The organism is Oerskovia sp. PE-21s (genome assembly GCF_056158145.1).
Window position 1 is genome coordinate 621,822 of record NZ_JBUXJM010000002.1, and the last position, 16,624, is coordinate 638,445.

10 protein-coding genes and 1 pseudogene are annotated in these 16,624 nt (G+C 71.0%); 10 read left to right on the top strand and 1 reads right to left on the bottom strand.

Annotation, left to right across the window (positions count from 1 at the left end; genetic code table 11):
* Positions 1-67: 67 nt before the first annotated feature.
* The gene (gene rbfA / locus ACZDYF_RS05830; RefSeq protein ID WP_138824789.1) at positions 68-541 is read left to right on the top strand and encodes a 30S ribosome-binding factor RbfA; all 474 of its coding nucleotides are present in this window, start codon (positions 68-70) and stop codon (positions 539-541) included.
* A 109-nt stretch (positions 542-650) separates the two neighbouring features.
* Here rbfA and ACZDYF_RS05835 read toward each other — a convergent pair whose 3' ends face one another.
* A complete protein-coding gene (locus ACZDYF_RS05835; RefSeq protein ID WP_475054563.1) occupies positions 651-2,105 on the bottom strand; it encodes an MFS transporter in 1,455 nt (484 codons plus the stop codon).
* A gap of 78 nt (positions 2,106-2,183) precedes the next feature.
* Between ACZDYF_RS05835 and ACZDYF_RS05840 the strand changes: the two genes are divergently transcribed.
* The 9 genes and pseudogenes from ACZDYF_RS05840 to ACZDYF_RS05880 all read left to right on the top strand — a co-directional run.
* Positions 2,184-2,852 carry a TetR/AcrR family transcriptional regulator gene (locus ACZDYF_RS05840; RefSeq protein WP_475054565.1) on the top strand — a complete coding sequence of 223 codons (669 nt, stop codon included), beginning with the start codon at positions 2,184-2,186 and terminating at the stop codon, positions 2,850-2,852.
* Between the two features lie 56 nt (positions 2,853-2,908).
* A complete protein-coding gene (gene truB, locus ACZDYF_RS05845) occupies positions 2,909-3,871 on the top strand; it encodes a tRNA pseudouridine(55) synthase TruB (RefSeq protein ID WP_475054567.1) in 963 nt (320 codons plus the stop codon).
* A gap of 149 nt (positions 3,872-4,020) precedes the next feature.
* Positions 4,021-5,061, top strand: coding sequence for a bifunctional riboflavin kinase/FAD synthetase (locus tag ACZDYF_RS05850; protein ID WP_475054569.1), 1,041 nt, complete (start codon positions 4,021-4,023; stop codon positions 5,059-5,061).
* 2 nt (positions 5,062-5,063) lie between these two features.
* On the top strand, positions 5,064-5,759 hold the full coding sequence (locus tag ACZDYF_RS05855; protein ID WP_475054574.1) for an ABC transporter ATP-binding protein: 696 nt from the start codon (positions 5,064-5,066) through the stop codon (positions 5,757-5,759).
* Positions 5,760-5,769: 10 nt separating this feature from the next.
* Complete coding sequence (locus tag ACZDYF_RS05860; protein WP_475054576.1) at positions 5,770-7,470, top strand: DUF6297 family protein; 1,701 nt, start codon at positions 5,770-5,772, stop codon at positions 7,468-7,470.
* Between the two features lie 129 nt (positions 7,471-7,599).
* Positions 7,600-7,755 (top strand): annotated as a pseudogene (locus ACZDYF_RS05865) (flavodoxin domain-containing protein); the annotation flags it as partial.
* Between the two features lie 26 nt (positions 7,756-7,781).
* Positions 7,782-8,129, top strand: coding sequence for a hypothetical protein (locus ACZDYF_RS05870; RefSeq protein WP_475054625.1), 348 nt, complete (start codon positions 7,782-7,784; stop codon positions 8,127-8,129).
* A gap of 318 nt (positions 8,130-8,447) precedes the next feature.
* Complete coding sequence (locus tag ACZDYF_RS05875; protein WP_475054578.1) at positions 8,448-11,402, top strand: LamG-like jellyroll fold domain-containing protein; 2,955 nt, start codon at positions 8,448-8,450, stop codon at positions 11,400-11,402.
* 47 nt (positions 11,403-11,449) lie between these two features.
* A partial coding sequence (locus ACZDYF_RS05880) for a SpvB/TcaC N-terminal domain-containing protein (RefSeq protein ID WP_475054581.1) occupies positions 11,450-16,624 on the top strand: 5,175 nt, incomplete at its 3' end.

A 16,624-nucleotide genomic window follows, 5' to 3' on the forward strand; every position in this document is an offset into this window, starting at 1 on the left:
ACGTCGCCCGAAGGGGCCCACCGCGGGCTGAAACCCCGGGGGCTCACCCTGATGAAAGGACTGGACCATGGTCGACAAGCCCAGGGCTCGGAAGCTCGCTGACCGCATCAAGGTCATCGTGGCGCAGATGCTCGACACCCGGATCAAGGACCCCCGTCTCGGGTTCGTGACCATCACCGACGTGCGCGTGACCGGTGACCTGCAGAACGCCTCGGTGTTCTACACGGTCTACGGCAACGACGAGGAGCGGGCAGGGACCGCCGCGGCGCTCGAGAGCGCCAAGGGGATCATCCGCTCCGAGGTCGGCAAGCAGACCGGTATCCGGCTCACGCCGACGCTCGAGTTCCACCTCGACTCGGTGCCGGACACCGCGGCCCACCTCGACGTCGCCCTCCACGAGGCGGCACGTCGTGACGCAGAGCTGGCCGCGCTGCGCGAGAAGGCCACGTACGCCGGCGACGCCGACCCGTACAAGAAGCCTGCCGACGACGCGGCCGAGGCCGACGGGTCTGCAGGCTCCGACGAGGTCGCCCCCGCCTGACGGCGCGCCCGCGCACCCCACCGAGCCATCGGGAGGGCGCGGCACCACGAGCACAGCGGAACGGCCGGTCCCCTTCGAGGGGCCGGCCGTTCCGTTGTCCGGGGCCGCGCTATGCCGTCGGGCGGGCGGAGCGGCGGGGGAGGAACGTCGCCGCGACCGCTCCCACGGCCACGCTCGCCGCGCCGACCCAGAGGGCCGCCGGCAGGCCCTGCGTGAACAGCTCCGGGGTGAGCGCCCCGCCGGCGGCCTGGAAGACCGCGACCAGGACCGCGACGCCGAGTGCCACGCCCACCTCGCGCAGGGTCGAGTTGGTCGAGCTGGCGGTCGCGTTGTCGGACTCGTCCATGTCGACCAGGACGGCCGTCGCGCTCGGCGCGAACGTCAGGCCCATGCCGACGCCCGCGAGCACGAAGGCCGGGACGAGCTCGGCGTACGTCGCGCCAGAGGACACGAGGGCGAGCCAGGCGAGCGCGAGGGTTTGGAGGGTCAGGCCCGTCACGAGCAGCGTGCGGATGCCCAGGCGCGGCGCGAGCATGCCCGCGAGCGGTGCCACGAGCATGGGGGCCGCTGTCCACGGGAGCGTGCGGACTCCTGCCTCGAGCGGTGAGAGCCCCTCGGCGATCTGGAAGTACTGGATGAGCAGGAACACCGCGCCGAACATGCCGAGCGAGAACGCGAAGCCGGACACGTTCGCGACCGCGAAGCTGCGCGAGCGGAACAGGCGCATCGGGACGAGGGGGGAGCCGCCGACGCGTGCGACGCGCTGCTCCCACCCGACGAAGGCTGCGAGCAGCAGCACGGACCCGGCCAGCAGCGAGAGCACGACGGCGGAGGTCCACCCGTCCTCGTTGCCGCGGATGATGCCCCAGACCCCTGCGAAGACCCCGGACCCGGCGAGAGCGAGGCCCACGAGGTCGATCGGTCCGCGGCGGCCGAACGACTCGCGCAGCGCGACGAACACGAGCGGGACCGCGACGAGCGCGACGGGCACGTTGATCCAGAAGATCGCCTCCCAGCTCATGCCCTCGACGACCGCCCCGCCCACGAGCGGGCCGAGCGCGACGCCGAGCCCCGAGACGCCGCCCCAGATCCCGATCGCGAGCGCGCGCCGGGCGCGGGGCACGGCGTCGGCGATGAGGGCGAGGGACAGCGGCATGATCGCGGCGGCGCCGGCGCCCTGGACGGCTCGCGCCGCGATGAGTGCGGAGGGGGTGTCGGCGAGCGCGCACGCGACCGACGCGAGCGTGAACACGGCGATCCCGACGACGAAGACGCGGCGACGTCCGAACCGGTCGCCGAGCGAGGCGGCCACGAGCATGAGGGTCGCGAACGCGAGCGTGTAGGCGTTGACGAACCACTGGAGCTGCTCGACGCTCGGCCGCAGCGCGCGGGCGATGACGGGCAGGGCGCCGGTCACGACGAGGTTGTCGAGCGTGGCCATGAACATGGGCAGCGAGGCGGCCACCAGGACGAGTGCGAGGGGCCGACGGCGGCGCGCACCGGGGGAGCGGACGTCGACGGTCTCGACGGTGGGCGGCCGGTCGGGTGGGGCGGTCGTGGGCATGGTCACTCCTCGAGTCAGGTAAGCATCGGATGATTACTTCGATTCTGACGCTAGTTATCGACTGATAACCTTGTCAACATGGAGAGCGCCACGAGTTCCGAGCGGGCCCCGTCCGTCGAGGCGGGGGAGCCGACGCGCCGCATGTCCAGGGACGAGCGCCGCGAGCAGATCCTCGACGCGGCGACCGCGGTGTTCGCCGCGGGCGGCTACGCGGGGACCAGCACCGACCAGGTCGCCCGCGCCGCAGGAGTCTCCCAGCCCTACGTCGTGCGCATGTTCGGCACCAAGCACGAGCTCTTCGCCGAGGTGTTCGACCGCATCGGTCGGCGCATCGTCGGGGCCTTCTCCGCGGTGCCCCGAGGCCCTGAGGCCGCGGTCGAGCTCGGCTCGGCCTACGTCCGCCTCCTCGCCGACCGCAACCTGCTGCTCGTCCTGATGCACGGCTTCGCAGCCGGGGCGGACCCGGTCTTCGGGGCGCGCTCGCGCGAGATCTTCGTCCAGATCTTCGAGATCTACCAGGACCGCACGGGCGGCACGCTCGAGCAGGCGCGAGACTTCCTCGCCCAGGGCATGCTGCTGAACACTCTCCTCGCGATCGGCGCCCCCGAGCACTTCGGCGACGACCCGCGCCTGGCCGAGCTCATGCTCTGTGCCTTCGGCGACGCGCTGCCCGCGGTCGACCCGGCTGCCCAGGTCGCACCGGACAGGGGTCGGGCCGCCCCGTGGCCCGAGTCCTCCCGGCGCTGACGCGACCGCTCCACCTGCACACGCTCTTCTCCCGCCCCCCGAGCACGAGGACCACGATGACGCACGACCAGAAGCCGGTGCGCGAGCGCCGCCCCACCGCCCCCGACGGCCTCGTGGTCGTCGACAAGCCCCAAGGGTTCACGAGCCACGACGTGGTGGCTCGCCTGCGCCGGCTCGCGGGCACCCGCAAGGTGGGCCACGCGGGCACGCTCGACCCCATGGCGACGGGGGTGCTCGTCCTGGGGATCGGGCGCGCGACCAAGCTCCTGACGTACGTCGTGGGCGCGGATAAGGAGTACACCGCGACGATCCGGCTGGGCGCCGCCACGACCACGGACGACGCCGAGGGCGAGACCACCTCGCGCGTGGATGCCTCGGCTGTGACGCGCGAGGCGATCGCCGCGGGCGTCGCGCTCCTGACCGGTCCCATCGAGCAGGTGCCAAGCTCGGTGTCCGCGATCAAGGTCGACGGGCAGCGCGCGTACGCGCTCGTGCGCTCGGGCGAGCAGGTCGAGCTCACCGCCCGCCCGGTGACGATCTCGCGCTTCGACGTCCACGAGGTGCGGCTGGTCCCGGCCGTGGCGCCGGGCGACCTCCCTGCGCTCGACGTCGACGTCAGGGTCGTGTGCTCCTCGGGGACGTACATCCGCGCGCTCGCCCGTGACCTGGGCGCGGGCCTCGGCGTCGGCGGGCACCTCACGGCCCTGCGCCGCACGCGCGTGGGCGGCTACACGATCGAGGGTGCCTCGACGCTCGACGAGCTCGAGGCGCAGGTGGAGCGTGACGGCGTCCTCGCGACGCTCCCGCTCGCCGACGCGGCCCGCGCGACGTTCCCTGCCCGCGACCTCACGCCCGAGGAGCGCACCGCGCTGTCCTACGGCAAGTGGGTCGACCCGTCCGCGCAGGACGTCACGACGGCAGCGATCGGCGAGGACGGGGCGCTCGTCGCGCTGCTCGAGAACGTGGTGCGCGAGGGCAAGCACAAGGCCAAGCCCGTGATCGTCTTCGCCCCGGCGTGAGCACGGGCGCGGACCGCGGGTGACCGCAGGCCGGTTCGATGGGGACCACGAGGCCGACTCGTGGCAATCTTGACCAGGCGCGCCGTGGGTGCGCGCCGTCGTCGGGCCTCCTGAGCGGGCCCGCCTCACACACTTCTCGAGGAGTACGCGTGCACCTGTGGACGGACCTGGACCAGGTTCCGCCGGGATTCGGACCGTCGGTCGTGACGATCGGCAACTTCGACGGCGTCCACCGCGGCCATGCCGAAGTGCTCGGCCGCATCGTGTCCCTCGCCCGCGAGTCCGGCTCCCAGGCCGTGGCCGTGACGTTCCACCCGCACCCCGCGACGGTCCACCGGCCCGAGCAGGCGCCCGAGCTGCTGACCGGGATCGCGGACCGCATGGAGCTGCTGGAGGCCACGGGCCTCGACGCGGTGCTGCTCGTCGAGTACACGCTCGACTTCGCGCGGCAGAGCCCCGAGGAGTTCGTCCGGACCTACCTCGTCGAAGGGTTGGGTGCACGGACCGTCGTCGTGGGGCACGACGTGCGCTTCGGGCGCGACAACGCGGGCAACCTGGCGACCATGATCGAGCTCGGCCGGACGTACGGCTTCGAGGTTCGCGCGATCGACGACGTCGGGACGGTCGCGTCGGTCGCCGTGGACGCCGGCGTGCCCAGCGGACGTTGGTCCTCGACCGAGATCCGTGGCCTGCTCACGGACGGCAAGGTCCGCGAGGCCGCGGCACTGCTCGGACGTCACCACCGCCTGCGCGGCGTCGTGATCCACGGCGACGCGCGCGGCCGCGAGCTCGGGTTCCCCACCGCGAACCTGGGCGCGATCAGCGGCATGGTCCCGGCCGACGGCGTGTACGCGGGCTGGCTGCGTCGTCCCCAGCTCCTCGCGGCAGACCCGGGGAACTACGACGGCGTGCTGCCCGCGGCCATCTCGATCGGCACCAACCCGACGTTCGACGGCGTCGAGCGCCGCGTCGAGGCCTACGTCCTGGACCGCACCGACCTCGACCTGTACGACGAGGAGGTCGTCCTGGAGTTCGTCGAGCACCTGCGCCCCACGTTGCGCTTCGACGGCATCGACGCGCTCGTGGAGACCATGCACGACGACGTCGCGCGCGCCCGCGCGATCCTCGCCTCCGGTGCGGGCTCCGCCGGGCCCGACCCGGACGTGGCGCAGACCGAGGTGGGGGAGTAGCCGTGTCGGTCAAGCAGCAACCCGTCCTGGAGACCCGAGCCCTGCGCGTCGGGTACGCCGAAGCGCCCGTGTGCGCGCCCGTCGACCTGGCCGTCCGCCCCGGTGAGCTGTGGGCCATCATCGGTCCCAACGGCAGCGGCAAGTCGACGCTCCTGCGCGCGCTCCTGGGGGTGCTGGCTCCGCTCTCGGGCAAGGTGCTGGCGTTCGGCCGGGACGTCGACGAGCGCGAGCGCGACTTCCGCGCCAAGGTCGTCGGGATCCTCGACGACGACGCCTACTTCCCGGGGCTCACGGCCCGTGAGCACCTCGTCCTGACCGCGCGCGGCCACGGCGTGGCCGGGGCCGGCGAGGTCGTCGACCAGCTCCTCGACCGCTTCGGCCTCGCCGACCAGTCGGGGGCCATGCCGACCGAGCTGTCCTCGGGGCAGCGACGGCGCCTCCTGCTCGCGGCCGGGTTCGCCCGACCCCGCGAGGTCCTCGTGCTCGACGAGCCCGAGCAGCGGCTCGACCCCGGGATGCGTGCCGACCTCGCGCGGATCCTCGTCGAGGAGGCCGGACGTGGGGCCGCCGTGGTGTTCGCGACGCACGACCCCGACCTCGTCGAGCGCACGGGGGCTCGTGGTCTTCTCGTCGGCGACGACGAGTGCGTGCGCCTCGGGCACCAGGCCGCGCTCGCCGCGCTCGCCCAGGTCCGTTGAGGCCCGGGCGATGAACCAGGCGCACGGCAAGGGCAGGAAGCGTCCGCACGGCGCGAAGCAGGGAGCCCGCGGGCCGGCGGGTGACGCGGCGCAGGCAGCACAGGGCGGACCCGTGGCACCCGAGCCCGTGACGCCTGAGCCCGTGGTCGAGCGCGCCCCCTTGCCGCTGCTCGTCGCGGACCCGGACGAGGAGTTCTCCGGCCGGGAGATCCGGCGGCTCACGGCCCGGGTCACCGCGTCGCGAGCAGACGCAGGGCCCGGGCAGCTCTTCGGGGACGTCGCGTACGTCGTCGTCTCGGTCGCGATCTCCGTGCTCTTCGTCATCGGTGCCGCGAACGTGCTGCGCGAGACGATCTTCGTCGAGCCCGTCGACGGCCGGGCCCCGGTCCTGACACCCGCCACGATCCAGGCACTGGCCTCGGTCGCGCTCCTGGCCCTCCTGACGGGCATGGCCGTGCGGCTGGGGCCGCTCGGGACGGGCAGCGCGGGCGTGCGGTGGTGGGTCCCCATGCCCGTCGACCGGCGCGGCCTGCTCACGCCGTCGTACTGGCGCGGGGTCGCGGTAGCGGTCGTGGTCGGGGCAGGAGGGCTCGCAGCGATCGCGCTCGCTTCCGGTGCCGATCCCGGTGTGGCCGGGCGCAGCGCGGCCCTCGGCGCCGCGGCGGGCCTGCTGCTCGTGGGGATCGCCGGACTCATCCAGCCACGGACCCGGGTGGCCGCGACGGTCGCGCGGGTGAGCGACGTGCTGATCGCCGCGGTCCCGGCCGCGGGGGTCGTGCTCGTGGTGGCGGGCTGGTCCGACCTGCGCGAGCTCTCGGTGCCTCCGTGGGCGATCGTGGCCGTCGGAGTCGGCGCGCTGGCCCTCGCGGTCGTGTGGTGGCGCCGGCTCGAGGCGCTCGGGGCCCAGGTCCTGCGCACCCAGAGCGCGGTCGCCGACCAGGCGGGCGGAGCGATCCTGTCGCTCGACACGCGCGAGCTCGGTCGTGCGCTGAGCCGAGCGGGCTCGACCCGTGGCGGCAGGGCCCGCAGGCCCTCGCGCTTCTCGGTCGTGCGTGGGCCGGTCTCGGCTCTCGTCGCGGCCGACCTCACCCTCCTGCGGCGCAGCCCGTCGGCCCTCGCCCAGCTCGTGGGGCTCACGGCGCTCGTGATCGTCGCCCAGCAGGTGCCCGCGTTCGAGGGCGGGTTCGGGTTGTTCGTCCTGCTCGTCGTCGCGGGGTTCCGCGGGGCCCAGCTCGGCGCCGAGGGGGCACGCACCGCGGAGATGGTGCCCGCCCTCGACGCGATGATGCCGCTCTCCGCGCGCGACGCGCGACTGGCCCGGACCGCCGTGCCGGCCCTGACCGCGCTCCTCGCGCTCGTCGTGGGGGTCGTGCCGCTCGCGCTGGGCACCGGGGAGTGGCTGTGGTTCGCCCTGGTGGTCGTCGTCGCGGTCGGCATGGGCGCCGCAGCGATCCGCGGCGCCTACCGCAAGCCACCGAACTGGTCCGGCCCGCTCATGGCGACCCCCGCGGGCGCGCTCCCGACCGGCGCGACGTCGATGATCGCCCAGGGGCCCGACGTCGCCGTGCTGAGCGCGATCCCGCTCGGCATCTGCCTCCTCGTGGGCGCGCCCACCCTGACGCTCATCGTGTTCCAGGGGATCGCGGTGTGGATCGCACTGGCCGTGGCCTCGCACGTCCGCGCCACGGGGGCCAAGCCGCTACTGGGCTGACCGCGTCGGACCCGGCCGGATCGCGAACCGTGTCGGTACGGGTCCAAAGACCCGTGTCGTCCGGACCAAAGGTCCTGGCGGTGGGGGTGCTCCGCGAGCAGCCTGGGACTGACGACGGGAGCGGGAGCCATGGAAGCAGTCGTGATCTACGAGTCGATGTTCGGCAACACCGCCGAGATCGCACGGGCGGTCGCCGAGGGGCTCTCCGAGCAGGTGGACGTGCGCACGGTCGAGGTCTCCGCGACGGCACCGGCCGACGACGTCCTGGGGGCCGACCTCATCGTCATCGGTGGCCCACGCACGCGTTCGGCATGTCGCGACTCGCCTCGCGCGAGGAGGCGGCCGGTCGGCGTCCGGGGAGCCCGACCGTCGAAAGAGGAATCCGCGAGTGGCTCGACGCGCTCGCCGGCGACGCTTCCGGGCGGTTCGGGGCGACGTTCGACACCCGGGTGAAGACCGTCAAGCGCCTCCCGGGCAGCGCCGCCCGCGCCGGCTACCGGGTGGCGCGTCGACGTGGCCTGTCGGCCGCCGACTCGCCGCACTCCTTCTACGTCGAGGGCATGGAAGGGCCGCTGTGCCCCGGCGAGGTCGAGCGGGCACGCGAGTGGGGGCGTGAGCTCGGCCGGACGGCGCTGCTCGCTCGGCACAGCTCTTCCTGAGGCGCCTTGCAGCTGAGCCGCTGCGCGGGCGAACCTACGCCTCGCCGGGACTTGCACAGGAGTCTTATTTAGCTCTATTGTCCTGCTACCACCGCTGGCTGAGTGTTTGCTGAGTGCCGGCCTGGGGCCCGCCCGCAGGGGGTGAGGGTTTCGGTTTTGTGCCTGTCGCTGGTGATGGGTGCGTGGCTTACGGAGCGGTGGCCAGTGGTTTCGTCCTTCTTTGGTGTCCCTTTCGCGCGTTCTGCGCGGTCTGCCTCGTCGGTGTCTCCTGGGTCTCCTGCGTTGCGTGTGCGTGGTGGGGTGGCGTGGGGGTTGTCGGTGGTGCTCGCGGTGGGTGTGGTGCCCGCGAGTGTTGCGGCCGCGGCGCCGTCTTCTGTTTCTGCTGGTTCGTCGGTGTCGTCGAGCGCGTGTGCTGATGGTGTGGCTGGGGCGGTGTCTGCGGGTGAGGCGACGGTGTTGGCTGCCTCGTGTGGGCGTGAGGTGGAGGTGGTGGCGGAGCGTACGGCGTGGGACACGGTGTTCGCGACACCGGAGGGGCATACGCGGGTGGAGACCTCTGCGGTGGCGGTGCGTACGGATGTCAATGGTGGGTGGCAGGACGTCGACACGAGCGTGGTGGAGGGTGCTGGTCGTCTGGGGGTGGTGGCGCCGGCGGTGGAGATGTCGTTCTCGGACGGTTCGGTGGGGGAGCCGTTGGCGCGGATTACCCGCGATGGGCATGAGCTGGTCTTTGATGCGCCGTTCGAGCTGACCGTGCCGGTGGTGGCGGGGTCGCAGGTGACCTACCCGGGGGTGTTCGAGGGTGTGGACCTGGTCGTGAGCGTGCATGAGGACGGGACGGGCTTCTCGGAAGTGCTGCGGGTCGCCTCCCCGCAGGCGGCGGCGAATCCGGCGTTGGCGTCGTTGTCGTTCCCGGTGCAGACCACCGAGGGCCTGAGCGTGGTCTCGGACGAGGGCGGGTTCGTCGCTGTCGACGGTGCAGGCCAGGAGATCTTCACGTCCCCGACGCCACTGATGTGGGACTCGGCCGCCGACACCACCGACGCTGGTGCTGGTGCTGGTGCTGGTGCTGGTGCTGGTGCTGTGGGTTCGGGTGGGCTGGCGGGTCCGTTGTCGCCGTTCGCTCCGAAGTCCCTGCGGAGCGGGTCGTTGGGTGCGTCCCTGTTCTCGCTTCCGGCCGCCGACGCGGTTGCGCCGGAGTCGGGGGTGGCGGGTGATCCGGTGCAGGCTCCGCGTGAGGGCGACGAGATCGCGGCGATGCCCGCGCACGTGAGCGCCGAGGCGGTCACGATCACCCCGGACGTCGAGATGATCGCTGACCCCGAGACCGTGTGGCCGATCTACATCGACCCCAGCGTCTCGGGCAGCCGCAACGAATGGACGATGATCCAGTCCGGATGGCCGACCAGTACCGGTGGGTACATGTTCAACGGTGACCAGGGAGTGGGCTTGTGCGACCCGGCCGCCACGTCCGAGTGCAGCCGGCGGAACGTGCAGCGCCTGGTCTGGGAGTTCGGCGGGTTCGGCGCGGTCGGGGCGGCTGACAACGCCGACGTGATCTCAGCGGTGTTCTCGGTGGTCGGTACTCACTCGTGGAGCTGCACTGCCACGTCGATCCGCGCGTACCGGGTAGGGGAGATCAACGGCGGCACGACGTGGAACAACCATGCGTACAACTGGGGTCCGCTACAGCAGGAGCGCTTCCTCGCCCACAAGCCGTCCTGTGCTGGCCAGCCGGTACGGTGGGTCGAGTTCGACGCGACCGAGGGTGCGCGTGCGGTAGCTGACCACAACGCGTCCACGTTGACGCTCGGCCTCGCGTCCAACGACGAGTCCACCATGGGTGGGTGGAAGAGGTACCGCAACGACGCGCTGCTCTCCATCACCTACAACCGCCCGCCCAACGCCCCGTCGAGTCAGTGGACTTCGAACCCAGACTCGAGTTGTGTCAGCGCGCCTCATCACACCTACCTGAGGTCGACGACGCCGACCTTTCACGCCGTGAACTCTGATCCCGACGGCGACCTTGTCATGGGCAACTTCAACGTCTTTCGCTACAGCGACAACGCCCTGTTGTGGGCACATCCCCTGACGGCTCCTCAAGCATCCGGCAGCGCACACTCGGTTACCGTGCCGGCAGGTGTGCTTCAAGACGGCCAGAGCTATCGCTGGGCGGCGAGCGGGATGGACTCCCCGTACAACCGATGGGGCCCGGGCGTGTTCTGCGACTTCACGGTCGACACCACCCCGCCGCCGCTGCCCGAGGTGCTGATCGCCGCCGGTGGGACCGCGACGTATCCAGAGAACCAGGTCTCGGGCGGAATCGGTCAGACGGGCCGGTTCACCCTGGGCTCGAACGGTGCCCCGGACGTCGTCTCGTACAAGTACTCCTTCAACTCCGACGCCCTGAACCAGACGACCGGCGTCGGCAACTGGAACGCCGCCGATATCTCGTTCATGCCGACGGTGGCGGGTGGGGTGACGTTGTTCGTGCAGGCGGTGGATCGTGCGGGGAACACGAGTCCGGTGCGGCAGTACTTCTTCCGGGTGGGGTTCCCGGCGTCGGCGGGTTCGTGGTTGTTGAACGAGGGGTCGGGGTCGGTTGCGCAGGATCGTTTGGTGGGTGGTGAGGCGAGTCGTGCGTTGAATCATCTGGGTGTTGCGGGGTCGGGTGTGTGGACGGGTGGCCGGTTGGGTGGGGCGGACAAGGGGTTGTTGTTCGACTCGGTCGATGATGTGGTCTCGTCTGCGGTTCCGGTGGTGCGTACGGATGGGACGTTCGCGGTGAACGCGATGGTGCGTGCTGATGTGGTGGACGGTTCGACGCGGGTGGCGGTCAGTCAGGACGGTCGGGTCGCGAGTGGGTTCGGGTTGGGGTTGGCGTCGGGGGCGTCGTGTCCTGCGGGTCAGTTGTCGTGCTGGGCGTTCTGGATGAACGGTGCTGACTCGACGACGCCGGGGGCGGTGGTCTCGGCCTCGACGGTGCCGGTCGTGGAGGGGCAGTGGGTGTCGTTGACCGGGGTGTATGACGCGGCGAGCAAGACGATGAGGGTGCTGGTGTGTCGTCCTGCGGAGTTCGAGGAGCCGGTTGCTGGGCCTGATGTGTCGTTCGTCTCGCAGTGGTTCGCGCCGGGAGCTCTGCAGGTCGGTCGGGGGCAGGTGGCTGGTGCCGGGGCCCTGCAGTGGCGTGGGGTGGTGTCCGCGGTGCGGGTGCACACGGTCGTGCCGAGCTCGACCATGACCTCCAACGACTGCTACACCGAAGCCTCATGACCACCCGTGTCCCGTTCTCCGGTTCACGTCTCCTAAGGGGCAGCTCGATGACGCCTGCAGTATCCATGTCCCGGGCGTTCTCCAACGCCCGCTTCCGTGCGAGCGTCGGTGCGGCCGTCGGCACGACTCTCCTCGCCGGGCTGCTGGTCGTCGCGCCTTCTGCCTCTGCGCAGGACGACCTGCTCGAGCGTGAAGGCTGGACGCAGGAGGAGCGCATCGCTCACGGCCTGTCCTTGTACCCGGAGATCGATCCTGAGAAGCCCGTCAGCGTGACGGAGGGGACGTCTCGACCGGCCGCGACCGCGCAGTCGATCGCCGCGAGCGCGGCGGCAGGTACCACCTGGCCCCAGGGCGGGGCGGTCGACCTGTCGCTACCGCCCGAGGGTGGGGAGGCGTCCGGTTCGGCCGGTGGTCTTCCGGTGAGCGTCGTTCCTCTGGTGGAGGATGGCGCCGTCGTCGACAGCGAGGTGAGCGTCGAGGTCTTCGACCAGAAGGTCGCCGCGGCGACCGGGGTCGACGGCGTGGTTCTCGAGGTCGCGACCGCGGCCGCAGAGCCGACGAGTCCGGTGGAGCTGACGGTCGACTACTCCGGCTTCGCCGGAAAGTACGGTGGTGACTGGGCATCCCGTCTCCGCCTGGTCGGTTTGCCGGACTGTGCACTGTCCACCCCGGACCAGCCGGAGTGTCAGGAGAGCGTGCCGCTGACCTCGACGAACGACGTCGAGTCCTCGACCGTGACGGCGCGCGTCGAGCCTGCCGCGTTCGGCGCCATGGCGCTGACGGCGGGTGCCGCGGGAGGTGCCGGCAACTGGTCGGCGACCCCGTTGTCCGCGTCGGCGAGCTGGCAGGCGGGTGGCCCGAGCGGGAACTTCTCGTGGTCGTACCCGATGCGGGTGGTGCCCTCGCCCGGCGGCCTGGCTCCCGAGCTCGCGCTGTCCTACTCGTCCGGGGGCCTGGACGGGCGTGTCGTCTCGACGAACAACCAGTCGACCTGGGTCGGCGACGGGTGGGACCTGTGGTCCGGTTACGTCGAGCGCAAGTACACCTCCTGCAGCGAGGACGCGCAGGGGAATGCGAACAACCTCTACCGCAAGACCGGCGACCTGTGCTGGAAGTCGGACAACGCGACTCTCGTGTTCAACGGCATGTCCACAGAGCTCGTCAAGGACGTCGCGACCGGCACCTGGAAGCCGGAGTCGGACGACGGCTCGCGCGTCGAGCGTCTGACCGGTGCATGGAACGGTGACAACGACACCGAGTACTGGAAGGTCACGACCCCCGACGGGACCCAGTACTTCTTCGGCCGCGACAAGCGGTCCGCGACGGACCCCCTCGCGCTCGGCTCCGCGTGGACCGTGCCGGTGTACGGCAACCACCCTGGCGAGCCGTGCTACCAGGCGACCTTCGAGGCGTCGTCGTGCACACAGGGGTGGAAGTGGAACCTCGACCATGTCGTCGACCCCTTCGGCAACTCCCTGACGTACACGTACGGCAAGGAGACCAACAGCTACGGGCGCAACCTCAATACCGCGGTGTCGTCGTACGACCGCGGCGGCTACCTGAAGTCGGTCGAGTACGGGACGCGTGCGGGTGCCGAGACCGGTGCACAGGCACCGATGCGCGTCGACTTCACGGTCGCCGAGCGCTGCCTGCCCACGGGCGGCGTCACCTGTGCAGAGTCCGAGCTGACCGCGGCCAACGCGTCGAAGTGGCCGGACGTGCCCTTCGACCTCATCTGCTCGTCGACCACGACGTGCCCCACGCAGAGCTCGCCGTCGTTCTTCACGCGCAAGCGTCTGACGTCGGTCACGACGAAGGTGCTGAACGGCGCGTCGTACCGCGAGGTCGACTCCTGGACCCTGGGGCACCAGCTTCCTGACCCGGGCGACGGCAGCGACCCGGTCCTGTGGTTGTCGTCGATCGAGCACAAGGGGCTGGCCGGCGGCACGATCGCGCTGCCCAAGGTCACGTTCATCGGTCAGCAGATGGCCAACCGGGTGGACACGCTCGGCGACCACGGGCCGCCCATGAACCGCCTGCGAGTCATCGCGGTCAACAGCGAGTCGGGCGGGACGATCTCGGTCAACTACTCGCCGATCGACTGTACGAGCTCGAACCTTCCGGCTTCTCCGGAGACCAACACCCGCAGGTGCTTCCCGGTGTTCTGGACGCCCGAGGGGCTGCCGGACCCGATCATGGAGTACTTCCACAAGTACCTCGTCACGTCGGTGGTCTCCGACGGCCGCGACTCGCAGTCGCAGGCGACCGAGACGCGCTACAGCTACGTGGGCGCGCCCGCCTGGCACTACGACGACAGCGAGCTGACCCCGCCCAAGCAGCGCACCTGGGCGCAGTTCCGGGGCTACGGCACGGTCGACGTCATCACCGGCGCGTCCACCACGACCCAGCTCAAGACCCGCTACCGGTACTTCCGGGGTATGGACGGTGACCGCGCGGCTCCCGCAGGCGGGGTCCGCAGCGTCGCGGTCGACGGCATCACCGACCACGACCGGTTCAGCGGGATGACACGCGAGGAGACCACGTACAACGGGGCCGAGGTCGTCTCGACGTCGCTCTCGACGCCGTGGCGCTCCCCGGCGACAGCGACCGGTGCCGACGGGACCAAGTCCTACTTCACCGGCGAGTCGGTCAGCGAGACGCGGACCACCGCGCCGAGCGTCCCGGGGGGCGTGCAGACCACCCGGACGGTCACGACGTACGACGACACCTACGGGTCGCCGGTCCAGGTCGAGGACCTGGGTGACGTCTCGACCGCTGCCGACGACAAGTGCACCCGCCTGGAGTACGCCCGCAACACGACGGCGAACATCCTGTCCACGGTCAAGCGGTCGGAGTCGGTCGCCGTCGCGTGCGGTGTCACGCCGTCCCGTCCGGGCGACGTGGTCAACGACGAGCGCATGCTGTACGACGGCGCCGCGTACGGTGTCGCGCCGACCAAGGGGCGCGTGACCGCGACCCAGCAGGTCAAGTCGTTCTCGGGCGCGACGCCCGAGTACCTGACGACCATGACGAGCACGTTCGACGCCTTGGGGCGCGCGATCACACAGACCGACGCGCTGGGTCGGACGACCTCGATGGCGTACACCCCGGCCGGAGCCGGTCCGGTGACCAAGGTCGTCACGACCACCCCGGACCCTGACGGTGCCGGGGCTCTCACCCCGCTGGTCACGAGCATGGATCTCGACCCTGCGTGGGGAGTGCCGGTGAAGTCGGTCGACCCGAACGGCAAGGTCACGACGGCCACGTACGACGCGTTCGGGCGACTGACGAACGTGTGGATGCCTGACCGGCCGCAGGCCACGAAGTCCCCGAGCATCACGTACGAGTACCAGGTGCGGTCCGACGGGCCGAACACGGTGACCACGAAGAACCTCACCTCTGCCGAGACCTACCTGACGTCGGTTGCTCTCTATGACGGCCTGCTGCGTGCGAGCCAGACGCAGGCACCGTCGGCGGACAAGGACAGCCCCGGTCGCATCGTGACCGACCAGGTCTACGACACCCGCGGGTTGGTCATCAGGTCCAACAACCCGTGGTTCACGGAGGGGAGTCCGGGCACGACGAGGGTCGTCCCGACGACGGCCGTCCCAGCGCGCACGGTCATGGAGTACGACGGCGCTGGCCGTGCGACGGCGCAGATCGTGCAGGTGGCCGAGCAGGAGAAGTGGCGTACGACCACGACGTACGGAGGCGACCGGGTCACGGTCGTGCCGCCCGCGGGCGGCACGCCTCAGACGACCATCAGCGACGCTCGCGGCAACCTCGTGGAGCTGCGTCAGTACACGTCGGGCTCCGTCACCGGACCGTTCCAGACGACGACATACACGTACGACAAGAGCGGCCAGCTCGCGACGACCAAGGACGCCGCGGACAACACGTGGTCCAACACGTACGACCTGCTCGGCAGGGTCGTCTCTGCCTCGGACCCTGACAAGGGCACGACGAGCACGACGTACGACGACGCGGGCCAGGTGGTCACCACGACCGACGCGCGTGGCGTCGTCCTGGCGAGCAAGTACGACTTCCTGGGTCGTCCCACGGAGACGCGCGAGGGCTCGCTGACGGGCACCCTGCGCTCCTCGTGGTCCTACGACACCCTCGCCAAGGGGCAGCTCACCTCGACGACCCGATTCGACAAGGGCAACGCCTACGTCATGGCGGTCACGGCCTACGACGCGCTCAACCGCCCGTTGGGCCAGTCCCTGAAGCTGCCGACCTCCGAAGGTGCCCTCGCGGGGACCTACACGAGCAGCCTGACCTATACGGCCGACGGCCAGGTCAAGACCGTCTCGTTGCCCGCGGTGGGGAACCTTCCGGAGGAGACGGTGGGAACCATCTTCGACGGCCAGTCCCTGCCGAGCCGTGTGGTCTCGGGCAACGGGGGCGTCTACGCGGCGAGCACGAAGTACTCGCCGTACGGCGAGGTCCTGGTCCAAGACCTGGGCGACGTGTACTCGACGATCCAGCACAACACGTACGAGCACGGCACCCGGAGGCCGCTGACCGCCAAGGTCGAGCGCGAGGCGATCGCCAACCTGGACCTCGACGTGAGCTACGGCTACGACGCGGCCGGGAACATCACCTCGATCTCGAACAAGCCGGTGGGCTCGACGAGCGACACGCAGTGCTTCACCTACGACGGCCTGCGACGCCTGACCGAGGCCTGGACCCCGGCGAGCGACGACTGTGCGACCCCTCGCACGGCTGCGGCTCTCGGCGGTGCGGCACCGTACTGGACGAGCTACACCTTCGACCCGGTCGGGAACCGGACGAGCACGACCCAGCACACCACGGCCGGTGACCGGACCTCCGCGTACACCTACCCCGCGGCAGGTGCTGCGCGACCGCACGCCGTCACGCAGGTGACGACCACGGGGACGACAACCTCCACGAACACCTACGGTTACGACCAGTCGGGGAACACCACGACCCGCGCCATCGCCGGACAGCCGGTGCAGGAGCTCGCGTGGGACGCCGAGGGCAAGCTCGACACGGTCACGGAGGCTGGCGTCGTCACGGACGACTATCTCTATACGCCCGAGGGGGACCGGCTCCTGCGCCGTCAGGACGGGGCGACCACCATCTACCTGCCGGGCGGGCAGGAGCTCACCCTGACCAAGGGCGGAGACCTCAAGGCGACCCGCTACTACTCCCTGGCAGGGCAGACCGTCGCCGTGCGCACCGGTGTGGGGGCTGCGGGT